10 protein-coding genes are annotated in these 18,842 nt (G+C 38.5%); 9 read left to right on the forward strand and 1 reads right to left on the reverse strand.

Annotated features, from left to right (window positions below):
• The 4 genes from ACYVFA_RS23500 to ACYVFA_RS23515 all read left to right on the forward strand — a co-directional run.
• A partial coding sequence (locus ACYVFA_RS23500) for a T9SS type B sorting domain-containing protein (protein ID WP_460474311.1) occupies positions 1 to 3,859 on the forward strand: 3,859 nt, incomplete at its 5' end.
• Positions 3,860 to 4,042: 183 nt separating this feature from the next.
• Positions 4,043 to 7,984 carry a PA14 domain-containing protein gene (locus tag ACYVFA_RS23505; RefSeq protein ID WP_460474312.1) on the forward strand — a complete coding sequence of 1,314 codons (3,942 nt, stop codon included), beginning with the start codon at positions 4,043 to 4,045 and terminating at the stop codon, positions 7,982 to 7,984.
• Between the two features lie 145 nt (positions 7,985 to 8,129).
• Positions 8,130 to 10,670, forward strand: coding sequence for an OmpA family protein (locus ACYVFA_RS23510; protein ID WP_460474313.1), 2,541 nt, complete (start codon positions 8,130 to 8,132; stop codon positions 10,668 to 10,670).
• 130 nt (positions 10,671 to 10,800) lie between these two features.
• The gene (locus ACYVFA_RS23515; RefSeq protein ID WP_460474314.1) at positions 10,801 to 11,715 is read left to right on the forward strand and encodes an RluA family pseudouridine synthase; all 915 of its coding nucleotides are present in this window, start codon (positions 10,801 to 10,803) and stop codon (positions 11,713 to 11,715) included.
• A 16-nt stretch (positions 11,716 to 11,731) separates the two neighbouring features.
• Here the strand turns inward: ACYVFA_RS23515 and ACYVFA_RS23520 are convergent, their stop codons facing one another.
• Positions 11,732 to 12,037: a DUF4286 family protein gene (locus ACYVFA_RS23520; protein WP_460474315.1), complete on the reverse strand. Its 306-nt coding sequence runs from the start codon at positions 12,035 to 12,037 to the stop codon at positions 11,732 to 11,734.
• A gap of 140 nt (positions 12,038 to 12,177) precedes the next feature.
• On the opposite strand from ACYVFA_RS23520, the gene ACYVFA_RS23525 reads away from it, so the two are divergent.
• The 5 genes from ACYVFA_RS23525 to ACYVFA_RS23545 all read left to right on the forward strand — a co-directional run bounded on the left by ACYVFA_RS23525 (position 12,178) and on the right by ACYVFA_RS23545 (position 18,833).
• The gene (locus ACYVFA_RS23525) at positions 12,178 to 14,655 is read left to right on the forward strand and encodes a YfhO family protein (RefSeq protein WP_460474316.1); all 2,478 of its coding nucleotides are present in this window, start codon (positions 12,178 to 12,180) and stop codon (positions 14,653 to 14,655) included.
• Between the two features lie 62 nt (positions 14,656 to 14,717).
• Complete coding sequence (locus ACYVFA_RS23530; protein ID WP_460474317.1) at positions 14,718 to 15,710, forward strand: glycosyltransferase family 2 protein; 993 nt, start codon at positions 14,718 to 14,720, stop codon at positions 15,708 to 15,710.
• Positions 15,707 to 16,519 carry an FkbM family methyltransferase gene (locus ACYVFA_RS23535; protein ID WP_460474318.1) on the forward strand — a complete coding sequence of 271 codons (813 nt, stop codon included), beginning with the start codon at positions 15,707 to 15,709 and terminating at the stop codon, positions 16,517 to 16,519. The genes ACYVFA_RS23530 and ACYVFA_RS23535 overlap by 4 nt, the downstream gene beginning before the upstream one ends.
• Before the next feature lie 30 nt (positions 16,520 to 16,549).
• A complete protein-coding gene (locus ACYVFA_RS23540) occupies positions 16,550 to 17,800 on the forward strand; it encodes a DNRLRE domain-containing protein (RefSeq protein ID WP_460474319.1) in 1,251 nt (416 codons plus the stop codon).
• A 385-nt stretch (positions 17,801 to 18,185) separates the two neighbouring features.
• Entirely contained in the window at positions 18,186 to 18,833 is a 648-nt protein-coding gene (locus ACYVFA_RS23545) for a DNRLRE domain-containing protein (protein ID WP_460474320.1), read from the forward strand.
• The last annotated feature ends 9 nt before the right edge of the window (positions 18,834 to 18,842 follow it).

The following is an 18,842-nucleotide window of genomic DNA, read 5'->3' on the forward strand; positions in this document are numbered from 1 at the left end:
GACAGCGACAGGTTGTGGCGGAACTGTGAAATGGAGCAATAATGCGACAGGAAGCAGCATCACGGTAAGCACAGCAGGTACGTACATAGCAACTTGTACAACGGCTTGTGGAACAAGCGGTGCATCTAATGCAGTAATCATCACAACAGGTGGTAATCCAAATGCACCAACGATTGCAAGTAATAAAACAAGCTTGTGTGGTAATGAAACAGCAACATTGACAGCGACAGGTTGTGGTGGCACTGTGAAATGGAGCAACAATGCGACAGGAAGCAGCATCACGGTAAGTACAGCAGGTACGTACACAGCAACTTGTACAACGGCCTGTGGAACCAGTGGTGCATCGAATGCGGTAATCATCACAACAGGTGGTAATCCAACTGCACCGGTAATTGCGACGAACAAACCAAGTCTATGTGGTAACGAAACAACCGAAATCACAGCGACAGGTTGTAACGGAACAATAACCTGGAGCAATGGTTCAACTGGAACAAGCATCACGGTAAGCATAGCAGGTACCTATACAGCAACATGTACAACGACCTGTGGAACAAGTGGCGCATCGAATGCAGTAATTATCACAATAGGTGGTAATCCGGCACCTCCAACATTGGCATCTGATAAGACAAGCCTATGTGGTGATGAGACAGCGCTTCTGACAGCAACAGGATGTAGCGGAACAGTAACCTGGACAGGTGGCCACACTGGAACAAGTCTTACTGTAAACATAGCAGGAACTTATACAGCAACTTGTACTAACCTTTGCGGTGTGAGTGGCGCTTCAACTCCAGTAACAATTACCACAGGCGGAACACCAAGCGCACCAGTAGTGGTAAGTAACAAGACAAGTATCTGTGGTGCTGAAACAGCAACGTTAACAGCAACAGGTTGTGGTGGCACGGTGAAATGGAGTAATGGTGCAACTGGAACAAGTATCAGTGTAGGTACAGCAGGTACTTATAGTGCAATATGTACAACTGCATGCGGAACCAGCGGTTCATCTACAGTAATAACCATTACACAAGGTAACACCCCAACGGCACCGATTATTGCAGCTAATAAAACAAGCATTTGCGCAAACGAAACAGCAATTCTGACTGCAAGCGGTTGTACTGGAACAATAGTTTGGACAGGTGGTAGCACAGGAACAACATTGACTGTAAGTACAGCGGGAACATACTCGGCTACTTGTATGAATGGTTGCGGAACCAGCGGCGCTTCGAATAGCATTGTCATCACATCTAAAACAGATTGTGGTACATGTAATACCGTAGCTCCGGTAATTTCGGCTAACAAAACAAGTATCTGTAAACCTGAGAACGTAACACTTTCGGCTACTGGTTGTAGCACAGGCGTAATCATCTGGTCGACAGGTCAGACAGGTAGCTCGATAACTGTGAAACCAACAGCAACGTCTGTTTACACAGCGGTTTGTAAAGAATCTAACTTGTGTAGCAGTGCGTTATCGAATCAGGTACAGGTGAAAGTAACCAACGTAACCTTGCCAAGTCTTGTTTGTTTGACTGACTTCGTTTGTAACGGTGAATCGGTAACAATTAAGGCTAGTGGTTGCGAAGGTATCGTAGTTTGGTCGACAGGTGCGACAGGCGAAACATTGACATTGATTCCAGATAGCACAGTTAAGTATACAGCTAAATGTAAAGTAGGTGAATGTGAAAGCGGAGTAACTGAGCCGGTAATGATACCTTACGGAAGCCCTAACAAACCATTCATCCACTGCAAAAAACAGATATGTCCTGGTGAAAGCACAATAATCACAGCTACAGGATGTACTGGTTTAGTAGTTTGGTCTACAGGTGCAACGGGAGCGGTATTGACTGTAACGCCACAGCAAGAGTTCACTACATACTGGGCTAAGTGTCAATCATTGAGTGGTAAGTGTGAAAGTCCACGTTCGAATGAGGTAACTGTAACAGTAGGTAAAGCAGCAACTGCTCCGACTGTAATTGCCGAAATCAAGAATGTGTGTCCGTTCAACACGGCTGACTTGAACACTGCGATTCTGACTGACATCACTACAGTGGGAGGTCAATTCGAATTCCATACGGCTAATTCAACATCATCACCATTGATTACGAACCCGGGAGCAGTTGGAGCAGGAACATACTATGTGTTTGAACGTACATCAGCAGGTTGTTACTCAGCAGGTTCAATTATTAAAGTAACGATTACTAATTGTGACGGCGGTGTAACTCCAGGAACACCAATCGTAGATCTGGCAGTGAAGAAAACAGCATCAGCCGATAAGGTAGATATGAATCAGGAAGTTGAGTACAAGGTATCTGTAAGAAACGTAGGTACTTTGAAAGCAACAGGTATTGAAGTAAGAGACGTATTGCCATATAAACTAAGCTTTATCTCAGCCAGCGCGAATGCAACTTATATCAATGGTGTGGTTAATCTGAAACTGGATAGTCTGAAAGCAGGTGATAGTGTATCATTCACTTATAAAACAAGAGTAGTAGCAGGTGGTAAAATTGTGAATAAAGCCGAATTAACGAAAGTAAATGAGGTGGATAACACGACTGCCAACAATGTGAGCGAATTCACAATCAACGATCCTGCCAAGGAAGAAACATTGTTAGGTATGAGCAAGGTATCTGGCGTGCCTCTATTAGTAAGCGGAAAAACTTACACCATACCATTTACAATCTATGTGAAAAACATGGGTAATGCAGATGTGACAGGTGTACAAGTAGTTGACGACTTAGAGAAAGCCTTCGGTAATGGGGCGAAGATTCTGAATGATACTGTGAAGATAGTAGCTGATTCAGGTCTGGTGGTTAATCCGAATTTCACGGGCCGTGGTGCACACAAAAATATGTTGGTTGATTCGATGAGTAGCATTAAGAAAGGTAAAACATCTGCGCTACGCTTCAACGTAAAAGTCGACTTTACTGATGCTACTGCAGATAAGTTCTATAACAAAGCAGAACTGAATGTAAATGGTCAGAAGAAAGAAGAGTCAACAGATGGTGTAAATCCTGACCCTGACAATGATGGTGATCCAACCAATAATAATGATCCGACACCGATTGAAGTAGAAGTTGATATTAATCCGACTGAACCAGCCATTGGCGTATCGTTAGCTATTGTAAATTCTGAGGAATTTGATAAGGTAAGTTATGATGTAACGTATGTGGCTTTAGTGAAGAATGTAGGAAGCACTAAATTGACTAATGTACAAGTATCGGATAGCTTGAGCAAGACATTTGCTGACAGTGTAAGCTACCAGCTAGTAGGTAAACCAACAGTTGGATTGAATTCGGCCTTGAAACTGAATCCTCTTTACGATGGTAAGGCTGATGCGAATCTGTTGATAGCCGATACCACAAGCCAATTGCCTCTGAACAAAGTAGACTCAGTATTCTATACTGTAAGAGTGTATCACAATGGTCATGCAGGCCCTTACGAAAGCTATGCTTACGCAAAAGCCATAGGTAGCGGACAGTTAGTATCAGATAAGTCAAATTCAGGTCTGGAAGTGAAGGCCAATCAAACTTCACCAACTATACTGAAACTACCATTAGTAACAGATGGAAATGTGGTTATACCTGAAGCGTTCTCACCAAACGAAGACGGTAAAAACGACTTCTTCAAGATTACAATTCCTAAAGAAGCTAAGTTTATATCAGGTGATATATTTAACCGCTGGGGTCATTTAGTCTTCAAAGACAAAAACAATGTGCTGACAGGAGATGGATGGGATGGAACTTCGAACCAAGGTATCAGATTTGGTAGTGAAGGCTTACCTGACGGAACATACTTCTACGCAATTGATTATGAACTTGGAGGTAACAAAGTACACAAAGTAGGTTATATTACATTGGCAAGATAATAAACGCTAACCCCCGATTCGAGTAAACTGTGCCATCTTTCAAGACGATTCAATTCTAATGAGAGGTGGCACTTTCTTTATCAGGTTAAAGAAGAAAATACTTTAATCTGACACATCACCCACAATAACAGTGCGAGAAGTGTAAACAACGTAAGCGCTATTGAGAACCTATAACAATTGACTATGAAAAAAATCTACTCCCTTAAAAAGGTATTGCACCTTTTTATCTTACTTTTTCTATCCGAGTCCATTTATGGGCAATTACCTTCCGGTTTCAACGACCAGCTTTTTTTAGGTGGATGGAATCAGGTAACAGGATTCACCTTCGATGCTAACGGCCGTATGTTTGTATGGGAAAAAGGTGGTAAAGTATGGATCGTTGAAAACGGTGTGAAGAAAAGCCAGCCGTTTATTGATATTTCAGAAGAAGTAGGAGACTGGAGGGATTTTGGATTAATTGGGTTTGCTTTAGATCCCAATTTCATCTCAAACGGGAATGTGTATTTATTGTATGTGGTCGATCGTCATCATCTGTTGAAATTCGGCACATCTCAGTATATTTCCACAACAAATGAATATTATAACGCAACCATCGGGCGTATCACACGATATACAGCTACAAGCAATTCAAACTTCTCTCAGATTGATTATAATTCAAGAAGAGTTCTCCTAGGTGAAACCAAATCGACAGGAATGCCTATTCTGCATGAGTCGCATGGAGTAGGGCAGATTGCCTTTGGTACAGATGGTACCTTATTGGCAAGTCTGGGAGATGGGGCAAGCTATGCTTCAGCCGATCAAGGCTCAGCGGTTGAAACCTATTGGCAAACAGCTATCAATGATAGGATTATCACCGCTCAGGAAAACGTTGGGGCATACAGATGTCAGATGCTTAATTCTTTAAGCGGAAAAATCATCAGAATAGACCCAAATACAGGAGATGGACTGGCTTCAAATCCCTATTGGGACATTAATAATCCTCGTTCGGCGCAATCAAGAGTATGGGCAAGAGGGCTAAGAAATCCTTATCGGTTTGCTATTAAAACGGGTACAGGTAGCCCTGATAGAAACGATGGGAATCCGGGAATATTTTTTGTGGGCGATGTAGGCTGGAATACGAAAGAAGAATTAAACGTATTGACAACCAAAGGGCAAAACTTTGGCTGGCCCGCATATGAAGGAATGGATGTACAAGCAGCTTATAATAATAATGCATATAAACCGACTACATTCGACAGACCTAAATTAGACTGGCGTTCGGGCAGTACTGCCAGAGGCTTTATCAATGGCGTAGTAAATAATGTAGGTACAGCCTTACTAACAGGAACTTCTTTTGGAGGAAATGCTTCTACCGGAGGTTTCTGGTACACAGGTTCGAGCTTTCCTGCTGAATATAAAAATACCTACTTTCATGCTGATTATGGTGCAGGCTGGATTAGAAACATCAGCTTTGATGATAATCTTAATCCAAAGCAGGTCAAAAGCTTTGTCCCTGATGGAAGCGGGCCAATTGTGTTTTTAGGTCAGCAGCCATTTCAGGATGCTTTACTCTATGTTAAATATCCAGGTGAGATTAGACGGATTAGTTATACGCAATCTGGCAATAAATTCCCGACAGCAATTGCTTCCTCAGATAAAACTTTCGGTGCCTCGCCTTTAACTGTACAATTTACCGGAGACCAGTCATACGACCCGGAAAATGGTAATTTAACTTATCTATGGGAGTTTGGTGACGGTAGTACCAGTACCTTAGCTAATCCGCAGAAAACATTCAATTCGTCAGGTAATACTGCTAATAACGTAAAGTTGACGGTTACTGATAATGGAGGAGCCAAAAGTTCAACCTATGTTTTGATTTCGCCTAATAATACACCTCCAGTCATTAATTCAAGCACTTTAAGCGAAATAAATTCTTTTCAGGTAAGTGGTAAAACTTATCTGACTTTAGACTGTTCAGCTTCGGATAATGAAACACCTGCTACACAATTGAATTATAGCTGGCAAGTAGCTTTATATCATAATGACCATAACCACCCAGAACCACCCATCAACCTAAAAACAGCCTCAACCGTTATTTCTCCGGTCGGCTGTGATGGGGCTACCTATTGGTATCGAATCACCTTAACCGTGCAGGATGCACAAGGATTGGCAACGGTATCGAGAAAGGATATTTATCCTAATTGCGGAGCAGCTCAACAAACCATTACTTTCAATGGTCTTGGTAATAAACTCAATACAGATGCACCTTTCAGTATCAAAGCAGTTTCTACCTCAAACTTGCCAATCTCTTATTATGTATTGAGCGGGCCTGCGACGCTTGTCGGCAATGTTGTTACGCTAAGTGGCTTGCCGGGTATTGTAACTATTGCAGCCACTCAACCGGGCAATAATAGTTTTGCCCCTGCGCGTCCGATGTTTCAGTCGTTTACGGTTAGCAAAAAAGTAGATACATCGACCCCTCCAGTAGAAAATGGCAACGGTAACGGTTTGGCAGCTACCTATTATGATAATATGGATTTGACAAATCCTAAAGTAGCCCGGATTGATAATAAAATTGACTTTAACTGGGGGACAGGGTCTCCTGCCATAGATATTGCTGCGGATACTTATTCGGCAAGATGGATTGGGGAATTATTGCCTAAATATACTGAAATTTACACGCTCAGCGCTTCGGCTGATGATGGCATAAGAGTGTGGATCAATAACCAGTTAGTATTGGATAAGTGGGTTGACCAGCCACTCACTACTTATAATTTTAATGTAAATCTGGTAGCCGGCCAAAAAGTGCCTATTAAGATTGAGTATTATGAGAATGGAGGAGATGCAGCAGTTAAATTAGAGTGGACAAGTGCCAGTCAGGTAAAAGAAGTGATTCCACAAAGTCAGTTATTTGGCACGGTGGTGCCTATTACTCCTACCACCCCAACTGATGGCAGTGGCAACGGATTAGCTGCGACTTATTATGACAATGCTAACCTGACTACACCTAAATTAACCAGAATAGACAGCAAAATCGATTTCAGCTGGGGTAATGGTTCGCCTGATGTGTTGATTGGCAACGATACTTATTCTGTACGCTGGCAAGGACAGATTCTGCCAAAATACTCTGAAAAATATACGTTCAGCATCACCTCTGATGATGGTGTGAAAGTCTGGATTAATAACCAGTTGAAAGTAAATAAATGGGTGACCCAATCGTCGGTGACAAATACCTTTACAATGGATTTGATCGCTGGACAAAAGGCATCAATCGTCATAGAATATTATGAAAATACGGGTAATGCCATGATAAAGCTGGAATGGGCTAGTGCCAGCCAGAAAAAAGAAGTAATACCGCAAAGCCAGTTGTTTGGTGTAGAACCAGAACCGATTGCAGGTACAGGTTTAACAGCCAGTTATTATAATAACAAAGATCTGACAAGCCTGAAACTTACAAGAATAGATAAAACCATTAACTTTGATTGGGGAAATGGCTCGCCTGCCTCAAGCATTGCAAACGATACTTATTCTGCACGTTGGGAAGGCTTCTTGTTGCCTCGTACTACGCAGGTATATAATATCATGATGACAGGAGACGATGGCATAAGGGTCTGGATTGATAATCGCTTGATTATTAATAAATGGATTGACCAATCACCTACTACACACTCGTACTCACTTCTGTTATCTGGTGGGGTGAAAGTGCCTATTAAGGTTGAATATTACGAGAATACAGGCGGGGCAGTTGCGAAATTAGAATGGTCAGGGCCAAGCCAGACGAGGGAGGTAATTCCGCAAAGCCAGTTGTTCCCTAAAACGAGTACTACAGTAATAATGAATGAGTCACAAATACCGGAAATATTGGGCAATTTTATCGTAGAAGAATCAGCAGGCAGTGATGTATTGCTTTTTCCGAATCCTGCAGATGAAACGGTTACGCTTCAATTAAACAAACTGGCAAATAGCGCTGTAAGGTTACAGATGGTTAATGAAAAAGGAAATGTGGTGCATCAGGAATCATTCAAGGAGAAGGCAGAGTACCGTTTATTTCTTAAAACGTATATGAGTGGTGTTTACTTTATTGTACTGGAAGACGAAACCAAAGAAGTGGTTAAATCGGTTAAAAAACTGATAATAATGCACTAACATAGAAAAAAAGCGATTGAATTATCGAATTGTTTCTAAATTTAGGTGCTAAATTAGGTAAAGTGTTGATAAAATGCCTTGAGTAAAGGCATGATTTTTGCACTTAATTACGTTTATTAGAAAGCAGTAATACTTGGCAATGCTATTGAGAAGACTGATAATTTTTATCTTTTTTGCTACTTCTGCTTTTGTCGTTCATGCTCAAAGTACATCTAAGGCGCTCCAGAAAGCTGATGCGCAATATGATGCTTTGGCATACGCAAAAGCAATAGAGTTGTATGAGTCTGCTTTGAAGAAACCGAAAGGATTTACCGATGAAGAAATTCAGAAATCAAAAATCCGGTTGGCTTTATCCTATCGTCAGGTAAAAGATTTTGCCAATGCAGAAAGGGTTTTCAGAGAAGTTTTAAGTGGCAATCCTATCTTAAAAGGGGAGGATGTGAAAGCTTATCGACATTTTGCCCAGGTATTGACCAGCAACGGAAAATACGACGAAGCCAATCAATACTGGCAGAAATTCAACGAACTACAGGAACAGGACAAGCGTGGAGAAGAGTTTATCAAACTCAATAGTAATCGTGGTGCCTTAGAGCGGAACGCGGGTAGCTATCGGGTAGAATACGTAGGTATTAACTCAAGTAGTGCTGATTTTAGCCCTATTTATTATAAAAAAGGTCTGGTATTTGTCTCAGGCCGCACGGGCAATGCTACTATCAAAAGAGTCTTCAACTGGGATGCTTCTTCTTTTCTTGATTTGTTTTATCTGGAAGACCTGAAAGTGCTGAACACTGAATCGGGGGCATCAGCTATTGGTACAAGTTCTTCATCTTCTACAAAAATACCTACTTCTTCAAATAGATTAGGGAATGATTATTATACTCCTCCAACCTCAAATGATAGTAAGACCGTAGGCCGCAAAGGCAGTGATTATGTGACTGGCAGTAAAGACCTGGATTATGAAGAAGAACCAAGTATTCCTACCCAGAAATTCAGTAAGACACTGAACTCAAAATACCACGAAGGACCGTGCACGTTTTTTCATGATGGTTCAAAAATTATCTTTACCCGTAACAGTCAGAGCGCAAGCGGGGGGATTTTCGGGCAGAAGAAAAATACAGGTATTACCCGCTTAAAACTTTATATGGCTTTTTATGAAGATAATGAGTGGAAAAAAGTAAAAGAACTACCTTTCAATAGTAATGATTTTTCTTGCGGTCATCCGACTATTACTATTGATGATAAAATTCTGTACTTTGTTTCAGATATGCCCGGTGGTTATGGCGGTACTGATATCTGGATGACCAGATATACTAATGGTGAATGGACAAAACCTGAAAACTTAGGAGCAAGTGTCAATACCCGTGGCAATGAAATGTTTCCTTTTGTAGATGAAAGAGGAAATCTGTATTTTTCATCAGATGGACATCCGGGTTTAGGTGATTTGGATATTTTTTTCATGTCTATGAATACTGCTACAGGAATGCCTTCCGGCAAACCAAGAAATCTAGGTGCACCACTCAATTCTAATAAAGACGATTTCGGTATAATTACTGATAGCGAACGCCAGTTTGGGTTTATTAGTAGCAATCGCAAGAGAGGAGGTAATGATGATGATATTTATAAATTTACTCGCCAGGGAGCTGTGTATGGCTGTAGAGAAGTAGTGGTTAACATTTTTGATGCCGAAAGCAAAAAACCTTTTGACCGTATCAGGTTTGAATATGAAACCAAAGGACAGTCCGTAACAAAAGAAAGTGCTATTACTAATAATTTGGGTACTATTAAACTATGTCTTGAAGCTGATAATGAGTTTAATTTCATTGTGAAGCAAAATGGTTATCAACAAACAGTGGTAGGGTTTTCAAATAAAGATGCCTCTGACTATGAGCCTTCAAAGTTGGATATTTATCTGAAGCGTGAAGTAGTAATAGTTGATAATAAGAAAAAGCCAAATGAAACTAAAACGGCTCCAGATGAAATTTTACTGTCGAAAGGAAATAAAAACAGCGTATCAACCATATTCAGAGGGGTTGTAACCGCCGGACGGGATAGCACGCCTATTGCGGGTGTGTTGATTCGTTTCATTAATCAATGTACCAATCAGGTGCAGGAAATGGTAACAGGGGCGGATGGTTCTTATGAGTTTAAACGCGATTTGAATTGTGATTATCTTCTGGAAGCTATTAAAGAAAACTTCGGAAGAAGTTCTGAACTGGTAGAAAAAGTCGCTGAGCGGAAAAGCATTGCCAATATCTTTAAGAAGAAAACACCAAAGGCTAATGTTGGTTCTTTGTTTGATACCAAACTCTACAAAGTGGGTGATATAGTGCAATTGGATAATATTTACTACGATTCTGAAAGTTATAAAATCAGGGGAGAGGCCGTGAGAGAATTGGAGAAACTGGTAAATACCATGCAGAAAAACCCCAATATGATTATTGAAATCCGTTCGCATACAGATACCAGAGGCAATGCACAGGATAACCTAGCACTTTCGCAATTAAGAGCCAACGAAGTGGTAAACTTTTTAGCAAAAAAAGGCGTAGCCAAAGCCCGGATGCGTGGGGTAGGGATGGGTGAAAAAGAACCTGTAAATGGCTGTGGTGATGGGGTACAATGCACAGAAGCCGAACACCAAAGAAATCGTCGTACTGAATTTAAAATTCTTTCTATTGAGCGTAAATAATCGTTTCTGCATTCGGTTAGTTTTTCGGCTTATTCATTAAAATTTGGATATATATCCTTCGAAGACCCCATTAATCTCTTATCTTTGTTCAATTAAAGTGTACCGAATGCACTTTTGAGAATGAATAGATATGCGGAATTTCAAGAAAGATACTCATACACAAAAGCACACCAATAAACCAGCAGAAACCAAATTTGAAGTAAAGGAAGAGTCAGAACTATTGGTTTTTCTGCTTAAAAACATCAATAAAAGCCGGAACGATGTAAAAGTATTGCTTCGTGATAAACATATCTTTATTGATGACCGTGCAGTTACCCAGTTTAATCATATTCTCAAAGCCGGACAACTTGTAGAGGTTAAATGGAATAAAGGCCCAGAAGAGCAGAGACAACGAGGGTTATCGGTTGTTTTTGAAGATCAGTATCTGATTGTTATTGAAAAGCAAGAAGGTGTTTTATCAATAGCTACTGAGAAACAAAAAGATAACAATGCTTATAGCACTCTAAGTGCCTATGTGAAAAAGCAAAGCCCGAGCAATCGTATATTCATTGTACATAGGCTTGACCGTGAAACTTCGGGTTTAATGATATTTGCCAAGAGTGAGAAAATACAGAAACTTTTGCAGGAGTCCTGGAATGAAACGATTGAAGAACGCACTTATCTGGCAATAACCGAGGGAGCTGTTGAAAAAGATGAAGGTACCATTATTTCATATCTTGTTGAAAGCAAGGCTTTGATAGTTTATTCAACTCAGAATCCGGATACAGGGCAAAAAGCCATTACCCATTACGAAGTCTTAAGGCGAAGCAAAAAGTATTCTTTGGTAAAATTCAATCTGGAAACGGGGCGCAAAAATCAGATACGTGTACATGCAAAAGACATGAAACACCCGATTGTTGGAGATGCCAAATATGGTGCAACCAGCAATCCGATCAACCGATTAGGGCTACACGCATGGGTACTCTCATTCAAGCACCCAATTACTAAAGAAGACCTGCGTTTTGAGACAGAAGTGCCCTCTAAGTTTATGAAATTGTTCGATTAAGCGTATGGTAAAGATATTATTCAATCTCTTGTAAAAGCGAACTGAATTGAACAAATTTTCCTCTGAAAAGCATATTATGTCTGTCTAGAATTTGCTCTTTATGATTTAATTCAAAATTCAGAAAATCCTCCATAGTTTTAAAATGGAACTGAAAAGAATAGGTGCTTCCTGCATTTTCAATCTCAGTTAATAATTTTAAGATTGATGATTTATAAGGTAATTTGGTTTGCATCACCGCTGGTATAAAATTGGCTTTCATCCATTTGAGCCATTGTTGATGAATTGGAGTTTCGATATTAAAAGTGATATTAAAAAGGAACATTGCGCCTGATTTTTAAATAAAAGATTTGCAAATTTCGGAAAGAAATTTGGTCTTATTCTTACCGAGTTTGATTTTTCTTTGCGTTCTTTGTACTGAGAACCTTCATTGAAGATTTTATTTCCATCATATTCTTTTAAAAAATGTTTAAAAAGTTTATTCCTACCATTCTTGCAATTGTTGGCTTTGTTGTGATTAGTTTTTTATACGCTTCTCCGCTTTTGCAAGGAAAACGCCTCGGACTACATGATATTCAGATGGCCTCGGCCGCCGCTAAAGAATTAAACGATTTTCATAAACAAACAGGTGATTGGGGCTGGTGGACAAATTCCATGTTTAGTGGGATGCCCAGTTATATGATTGTTGGTGGTTATCCGAATAGCTGGTCGAGTTGGTTAGGTGCTACTTTCTTAGATCTTTTTCCAGTTCCGGCTAACGTATTAATCGCCTTGATGATAGGCTTTTATGTATTAATGCGTGTTTTGAACGTAAACAGATGGTTAAGCTTTTTTGGCTCGGTTGCCTATGCTTTTGGTACAAGTGCCTTTCTGTTTCTGGAAGCGGGGCATATTTCAAAAATTATTGCATTAGCTTTTGCGCCGGGTTTATTAGCAGGTTTTATTGCTGTTTTCAGAGGAAGATATTGGTTGGGGATTGCGATCACAACCCTATTTATGGGTTTGGAGATTTATGCTAATCACCCGCAGATAACGTATTATTTATTCTTCCTTTTAGGCTTTTACGTCATTTTTGAAAGTTATTTGCATGTCAAAAAAGGAAACTTCTCAAGTCTGTTAAAGGCTTATGCCATTGTTTTGGTGTGTCTGACTATTGGCGTTGGGACTCGTGGCATGTATTTGTGGAATACGCTCGTTTATACCAAAGAAACTACTCGTGGAAAATCAGAATTAACTTTAGGTAATATCAATCGTTCGTCTGATGGTTTAGACAGAGATTATGCATTCGGGCAGAATTATGCTTTCAGTAAACTGGAAACATTTACTTTTTTAGCACCCAATTTTGTAGGAGGTTCTTCTAACGGTAATCTGGGCACTAACTCAGAAACCTATAAAATGATGGTTGGTAAAGGAGTAGATGCTGGTACAGCACTTAATTTTAGCTCTAATTTACCACTATATTTTGGCCCGCAAGGTTATACATCAGGAGCTTTTTATTCCGGAATCCTTGTTTTGTTTTTCTTCCTGTTATCGATGTTCATAGTAAAAGATGGACTTAAATATGTCTTACTGGCTACTTCTGTTATTTACTTGTTTATCGCATGGGGAAGTTATTTTAGTGGATTCAACTACTTTATGTTCGACTACTTCCCTTATTTTAATAAGTTCAGAGATAGTAAAATGATTCTGACATTATTGCACCTTTGTCTGGTTTTAGGGGCAATGTTGGGTATCAAGCAGATTGTAGACAATAACTTGAGTTTCAAAGATTTGAAAAAGCCTTTGATATATGCTTTGGGAGGTATACTGGGATTGATCGCTATCGGATATTTTATTATTGATTACCGTTCGCCAAATGATGAGGGTTTTGTAAAAAGTATAGCCCAGGCTAATGGACAAGAATTCGCTAACTCATTATTAGCGTCTATCATTTCTGACCGTCAGTCAACCGTAATGGGTGATATTTTCCGCTCGTTATTTTTATTAGCTGCTGCGGCCGGATTAATCTGGGCATTTTCTACGCAAAAAATTAAAACCAATATATTTATAATTGCAGTAGGAGCACTAACCATTCTGGATTTGATTCTGGTTGATAAACGCTATGTAAATAATTCTGATTTCAAGCCTAAGTCGGCGATTGTAAGCCAGTCATATACACCATCAGCCGCTGACGAGCAGATTTTACAAGATAAAGACCCTGATTTCAGAGTGATTGATTTAGCAACAGATCAGAGTTTCTGGTCGGATGCAAAAATCTCTTATTTTCATAAATCGGTCGGTGGGTATCATGGAGCAAAACTGAAACGTATGCAGGAGTTGTATGAAAACGCCATGATAAAAGATGGCAAATTGAATATGCCAATCCTGAATATGTTGAATACGAAATATTTCATTACTCCAAGCCAAAACGGCGAACCAATGGCACAAAGGAATCCTGAAGCTTTAGGCAATGCATGGTTTGTGAATGAAATAAAAGTGGTGAAAAATGCAGATGAAGAAATTAAATCAGTCAATAACTTTAATCCACGCACAGTGGCTTTTGTTGACCAGAGATATAATAGTTATCTGAATGGAAAATCTTTAAAACAGGATACGACGGCTACAATTAAACTGACTGAGTACAAGCCTAATGCCTTGACTTACGAGTCAAACTCGGCTTCAAATCAGGTGGCAGTTTTCTCAGAAGTATATTATAGAGGCAATGAAGACTGGAAATCTTATGTAGATGGTCAGGAAACTCCTCATTTCAGAGCCAATTATGTATTGCGTGCTATGGTGGTTCCGGCAGGGAAACATAAGATTGAGTTTAAATTTGAACCAAAATCGGTAATAGTAGGAACAAAAATTGACCTTTTCTCATCTATTGCTTTTGTGTTGTTGATTGTAGGAGGTTTAGTGATGGAATTTAGAAAAAAGAATACAGAAGAAAAGGTAAAGGGTTAGTTTGTTGTTGAGATTGAAATGAGTAAAGTAGAGAAAGGATTGTTTGATTTAACCATTGAGATATGCCTCTTGTTTCAGTTTTAATGCCTGTCTATAATGCAGAGAGGTATGTCAAAGAAGCGATTAATAGTATTTTAAATCAGACTTTTAAAGATTTTGAGTTAGTTGTTTTAAATGATGCTTCCAATGATTCAAGCAAAGAAATTATTCTTTCTTTGTCAGATTCGCGGATAAGGTACATAGAAAACGAGCAGAATAGTGGGCTTTCTTTTTCAAGAAACCGCTTGCTAAGCGAGGTTAAGGGAGAGTATATTGCCTGGCTTGATGCTGACGATATTGCTTACCCGACTAGGCTTGAAGAAGAATACAAATTTCTTGTAGAGCATCCTGATCATGCTATGATAGCAAGTTGGGCGAGGTTAATTAATTCGGATGGAGAACCGACAGGTAATTTTATCAAGTCGTATATTCCTAATGAATATTTATCAGCTTTGTTGCTCTTTGTTAATTACTTTGTGCAATCAAGTGTGATGTTGAGAAAAAGCCATTTGCCTGAAATACACTATCGACCGGAATTTCCTCCGACAGAAGATTATGAACTTTGGGTAAGAATAGCAGCAAAGCATCCGGTAGCAATACTACCCAAAACCTTGGTAGATTATCGGATTCATTCAACTAATATCAGTTCGGTACAGCAGCAGAAGTCAGAAAAGGCTGTAAAGCTTAATCACAGGATTCAATTAGAGAATTTAGGAATTCTGCCAAGTGAGGAGGATGTAAATTTACATTATAGTATTGCTTTCAAAAAAGCAGAAAGTCTTGAGTTTTTACAACAAACTGCTGATTGGCTTCAACACATTGACAATCAGAATAAAATTAATAAAAGATTCGACCCCAAAGCCTTATATTATATTTTGGCCCATCGCTGGATAAAAGTATGTACAAGTAATAAAACATTGGGTCTGAAAACTTTGAGTATATATTTTAAAAGCAAGCTTGCAGAGCTGAACTTGCGAAATACGTTTTTGATAATTAAATATCTGGCAAATAGATGAATATTTTTTTTGAATTGTGGAGAGCGATATTAAAGACATTGCAATTACCTTTATCAGCCTCTCAAAAATTACACCTTATTTTTGTACTTACTAAGTTAACCTTTTTAAAAATAGTTGCTAAGAAGCAGACTCCAGCTAAAGTAAAAGTATTTGGCTTTGAAATTGTCAATTATAACTATCGACTTTTAGATTATTTAATTAAAGAGGTTTTCGTTGGGTTTGAATATAAATTTACGGCTAAAACGCAAAAGCCGATAATTTTTGATTGTGGGGCTAATATTGGAATGGCTACTATTTTCTTTAAATGGCTTTACCCTGAAGCTACTATTTATGCTTTTGAGCCGCAAACTAAAACATTTGAATTTCTACAGCAGAATGTTAAGAATAATAATTTATCGAATGTATACTGCTATAATCTGGCTTTATCTGATGAAGAGGGAACAATTTCTTTTTATGAGAGCGATAGCCAGAATTTAATGGGAAGTATTTTGGAAGATAGAGTAGTGGGAACAAAAATAGAAGTGCAAACCAAGAGATTGTCGGATTTTATTACGCAGAAAGTAGATTTGATGAAAATTGATGTTGAAGGGGCAGAAAACCTAATTATTAAAGATTTAGTAGAGAAGAATCTATTAAATAAGGGGAAAGTCGACCAGATTATTATGGAATATCATCATAAAATACCTAAACAGAAATCTTCTATAGGGACTTTTTTAAAACCTTTTGAAGACAATAATTTTGAATATCAGGTTAGAACAGATTTTGATAAACTGGATTCATTTCAGGATATGCTTATACATTTTTTTTAGTGACTATTTTTAACTTATAATTAATTTTTTATGAAAAACATTTTCTCATTATTAACGCTGTTGTTTATTTCTTCCCTGAGTTTTGCTCAGATACCTTATACAATTAGCCCTTTACCTTCAGGAGGGACTCATATTGCTACAAAGAAGATAAGTCTCAATACTGACAAAGTTCTTAATAAAATATACATTGAGGATAATACAACTGGTGGCGACACACCAGATTCACGTATTTATGCAGAATTTAAAAATACCAATTCAGCCGGAACGGTGAGCCAGAGATTCAGTCTTGCGAATGATGGATATTTAGAAATAGGATATTTAGGAGCTCAATATGGACAAGGAACTCCTTTACAAGAAATGTATGCAAATTTTAGTACTGTACAGGCGAGAGGAGGTAGTAATGGATTAATTTTAAGAGCTGATTCTCCTAATGAAGGTTCTACTAAAGGGATAATCAAGTTTACAACTGGATATGGTTTTTATGGTGCTAACGAGAGAATGCGTATCGACCATAATGGAAATGTCGGGGTAGCTACACTAACACCTGAGGCAAAATTGAATATCGGAGAGGGAAATGTTCAATTAGATAATGGAGATGTGTATGTTAAAGATTTCACAAAAGGGATTATACTTAAATCGCCAAATAATTATTGTTGGAGAATGACAGTTGATAACGATGGGAATTTTGTGAAAACACGAGTAGCTTGTCCGAACTGCACGGTCGATTGTCCAGGAATATTGACTTTACAACCTAATTCAAGCTCAAGTAAAGAATCCACAATAAGCTCGATTATACCTAACGAAAATAGAAGTGCGAATATATTAGATATTGGAGGTGTAACTCAAATAAATTATAATACAACCCGAACTTTATTGGATTTCGACTTGTCTTCTATTCCCCAAGGAACGATCATAGATAATGCAACATTATACTTATTTGGAAATCCAAATACTACAATAGGGCCAAATATTGCACCTAATGATTTAGGTATTTATAGAATTACAAGTAATTGGCAACAGAATACAGTTACTTGGAACACCCAGCCATCTTTTGATTATACAGCATTTGCCACTCTTCCGTCATCGGCTGGAGGTGATTATTCGAACTATGTAGTTGATGTTACTAACCTGATTCAGAATTATGTAAATGATAAAAGTAATAGTTTCGGATTGATGCTAAAACTATTCAGTGAGTCTCCAAACAAAATGTTAATTTTTGCATCTTCTAAAGTTTCTAATGCACAGCTAAGACCAAAATTAGTGGTTAATTATAGACCCTAAATCAACGATGCTATCACATAGATTTCGTGAAAAATATTTTTATTCTCTTAAAAGGCATCTATTAACAGATGCCTTTTTCTTTTATTATAAGTGAAAAACGATTGCAATGTAAAATTTATTTATAGGGTTGGTTGTGAAATTTTAGTAATTGGCGCAGTTTTTGAAAATCAGAATTAAGTAAGAGATATTTTCTTATTAGATATTATTTGCGGAGTGATTTATATAAAGTAATACAATGAAAACTTTAAATCTTCTTCTATTCAAAAAAAACAGCTATTGTTTATCTTTAGCTATCGTGCTTCTCAGTTATAGTCGTGTTCTAGCTTTTGACTTGCCAACTAACGGTCAGAAATTAACTCTGGATAAAGCCTTAAAACCAGAGCTAATGACTAGAACAAATCTTTGGATTGACTCAGTTTGTAAGGCACCAATGTGCGTGCCTTATGCGATAGCCAAAACAGTATCAAACTCCATTTGTGTCAATTGCTTACAATTACAACCCAATAAGACCTTTAGCAAAGAGGCTACTATCAGTTCATATATACCCAATGAAAATAGAAGTAGTAGTATTCTAGACATTGGCGGAGTTGCACAAACCAATAATGGGTCGCCAAATATTACTCGTACTTTACTAGACTTCGATCTAACCGCAACACCGCAAGGTACGCAGATAAAACGAGCCGAATTATATCTATATGGTCACCCAAGCACGCCTATTGGAGCTAACCAACCACCTAACGAACTGGAGATTTATAGAATTACGGGTAATTGGAATCAGAATACAGTTACATGGAATACACAGCCAGCATTTGATTCTGGAGTTAAAGTAGCGCTTTCTTCTTCAACAGAAGATTATGCCACTTATAAAATTGATATCACTCCTTTAGTGCAAAACTATTTCAACAATAAAAGCAATAGTTTTGGTTTTATATTAAAACTTTCGAACGAAACTCCTTACAGAAGATTAATTTTTGCTTCCTCTAAAAGCGAAGACCCGCAGTTATATCCTAAGTTGGTAATTTATTATAAGTAGGAAGATCAA

The organism is Emticicia fontis, assembly GCF_054779675.1.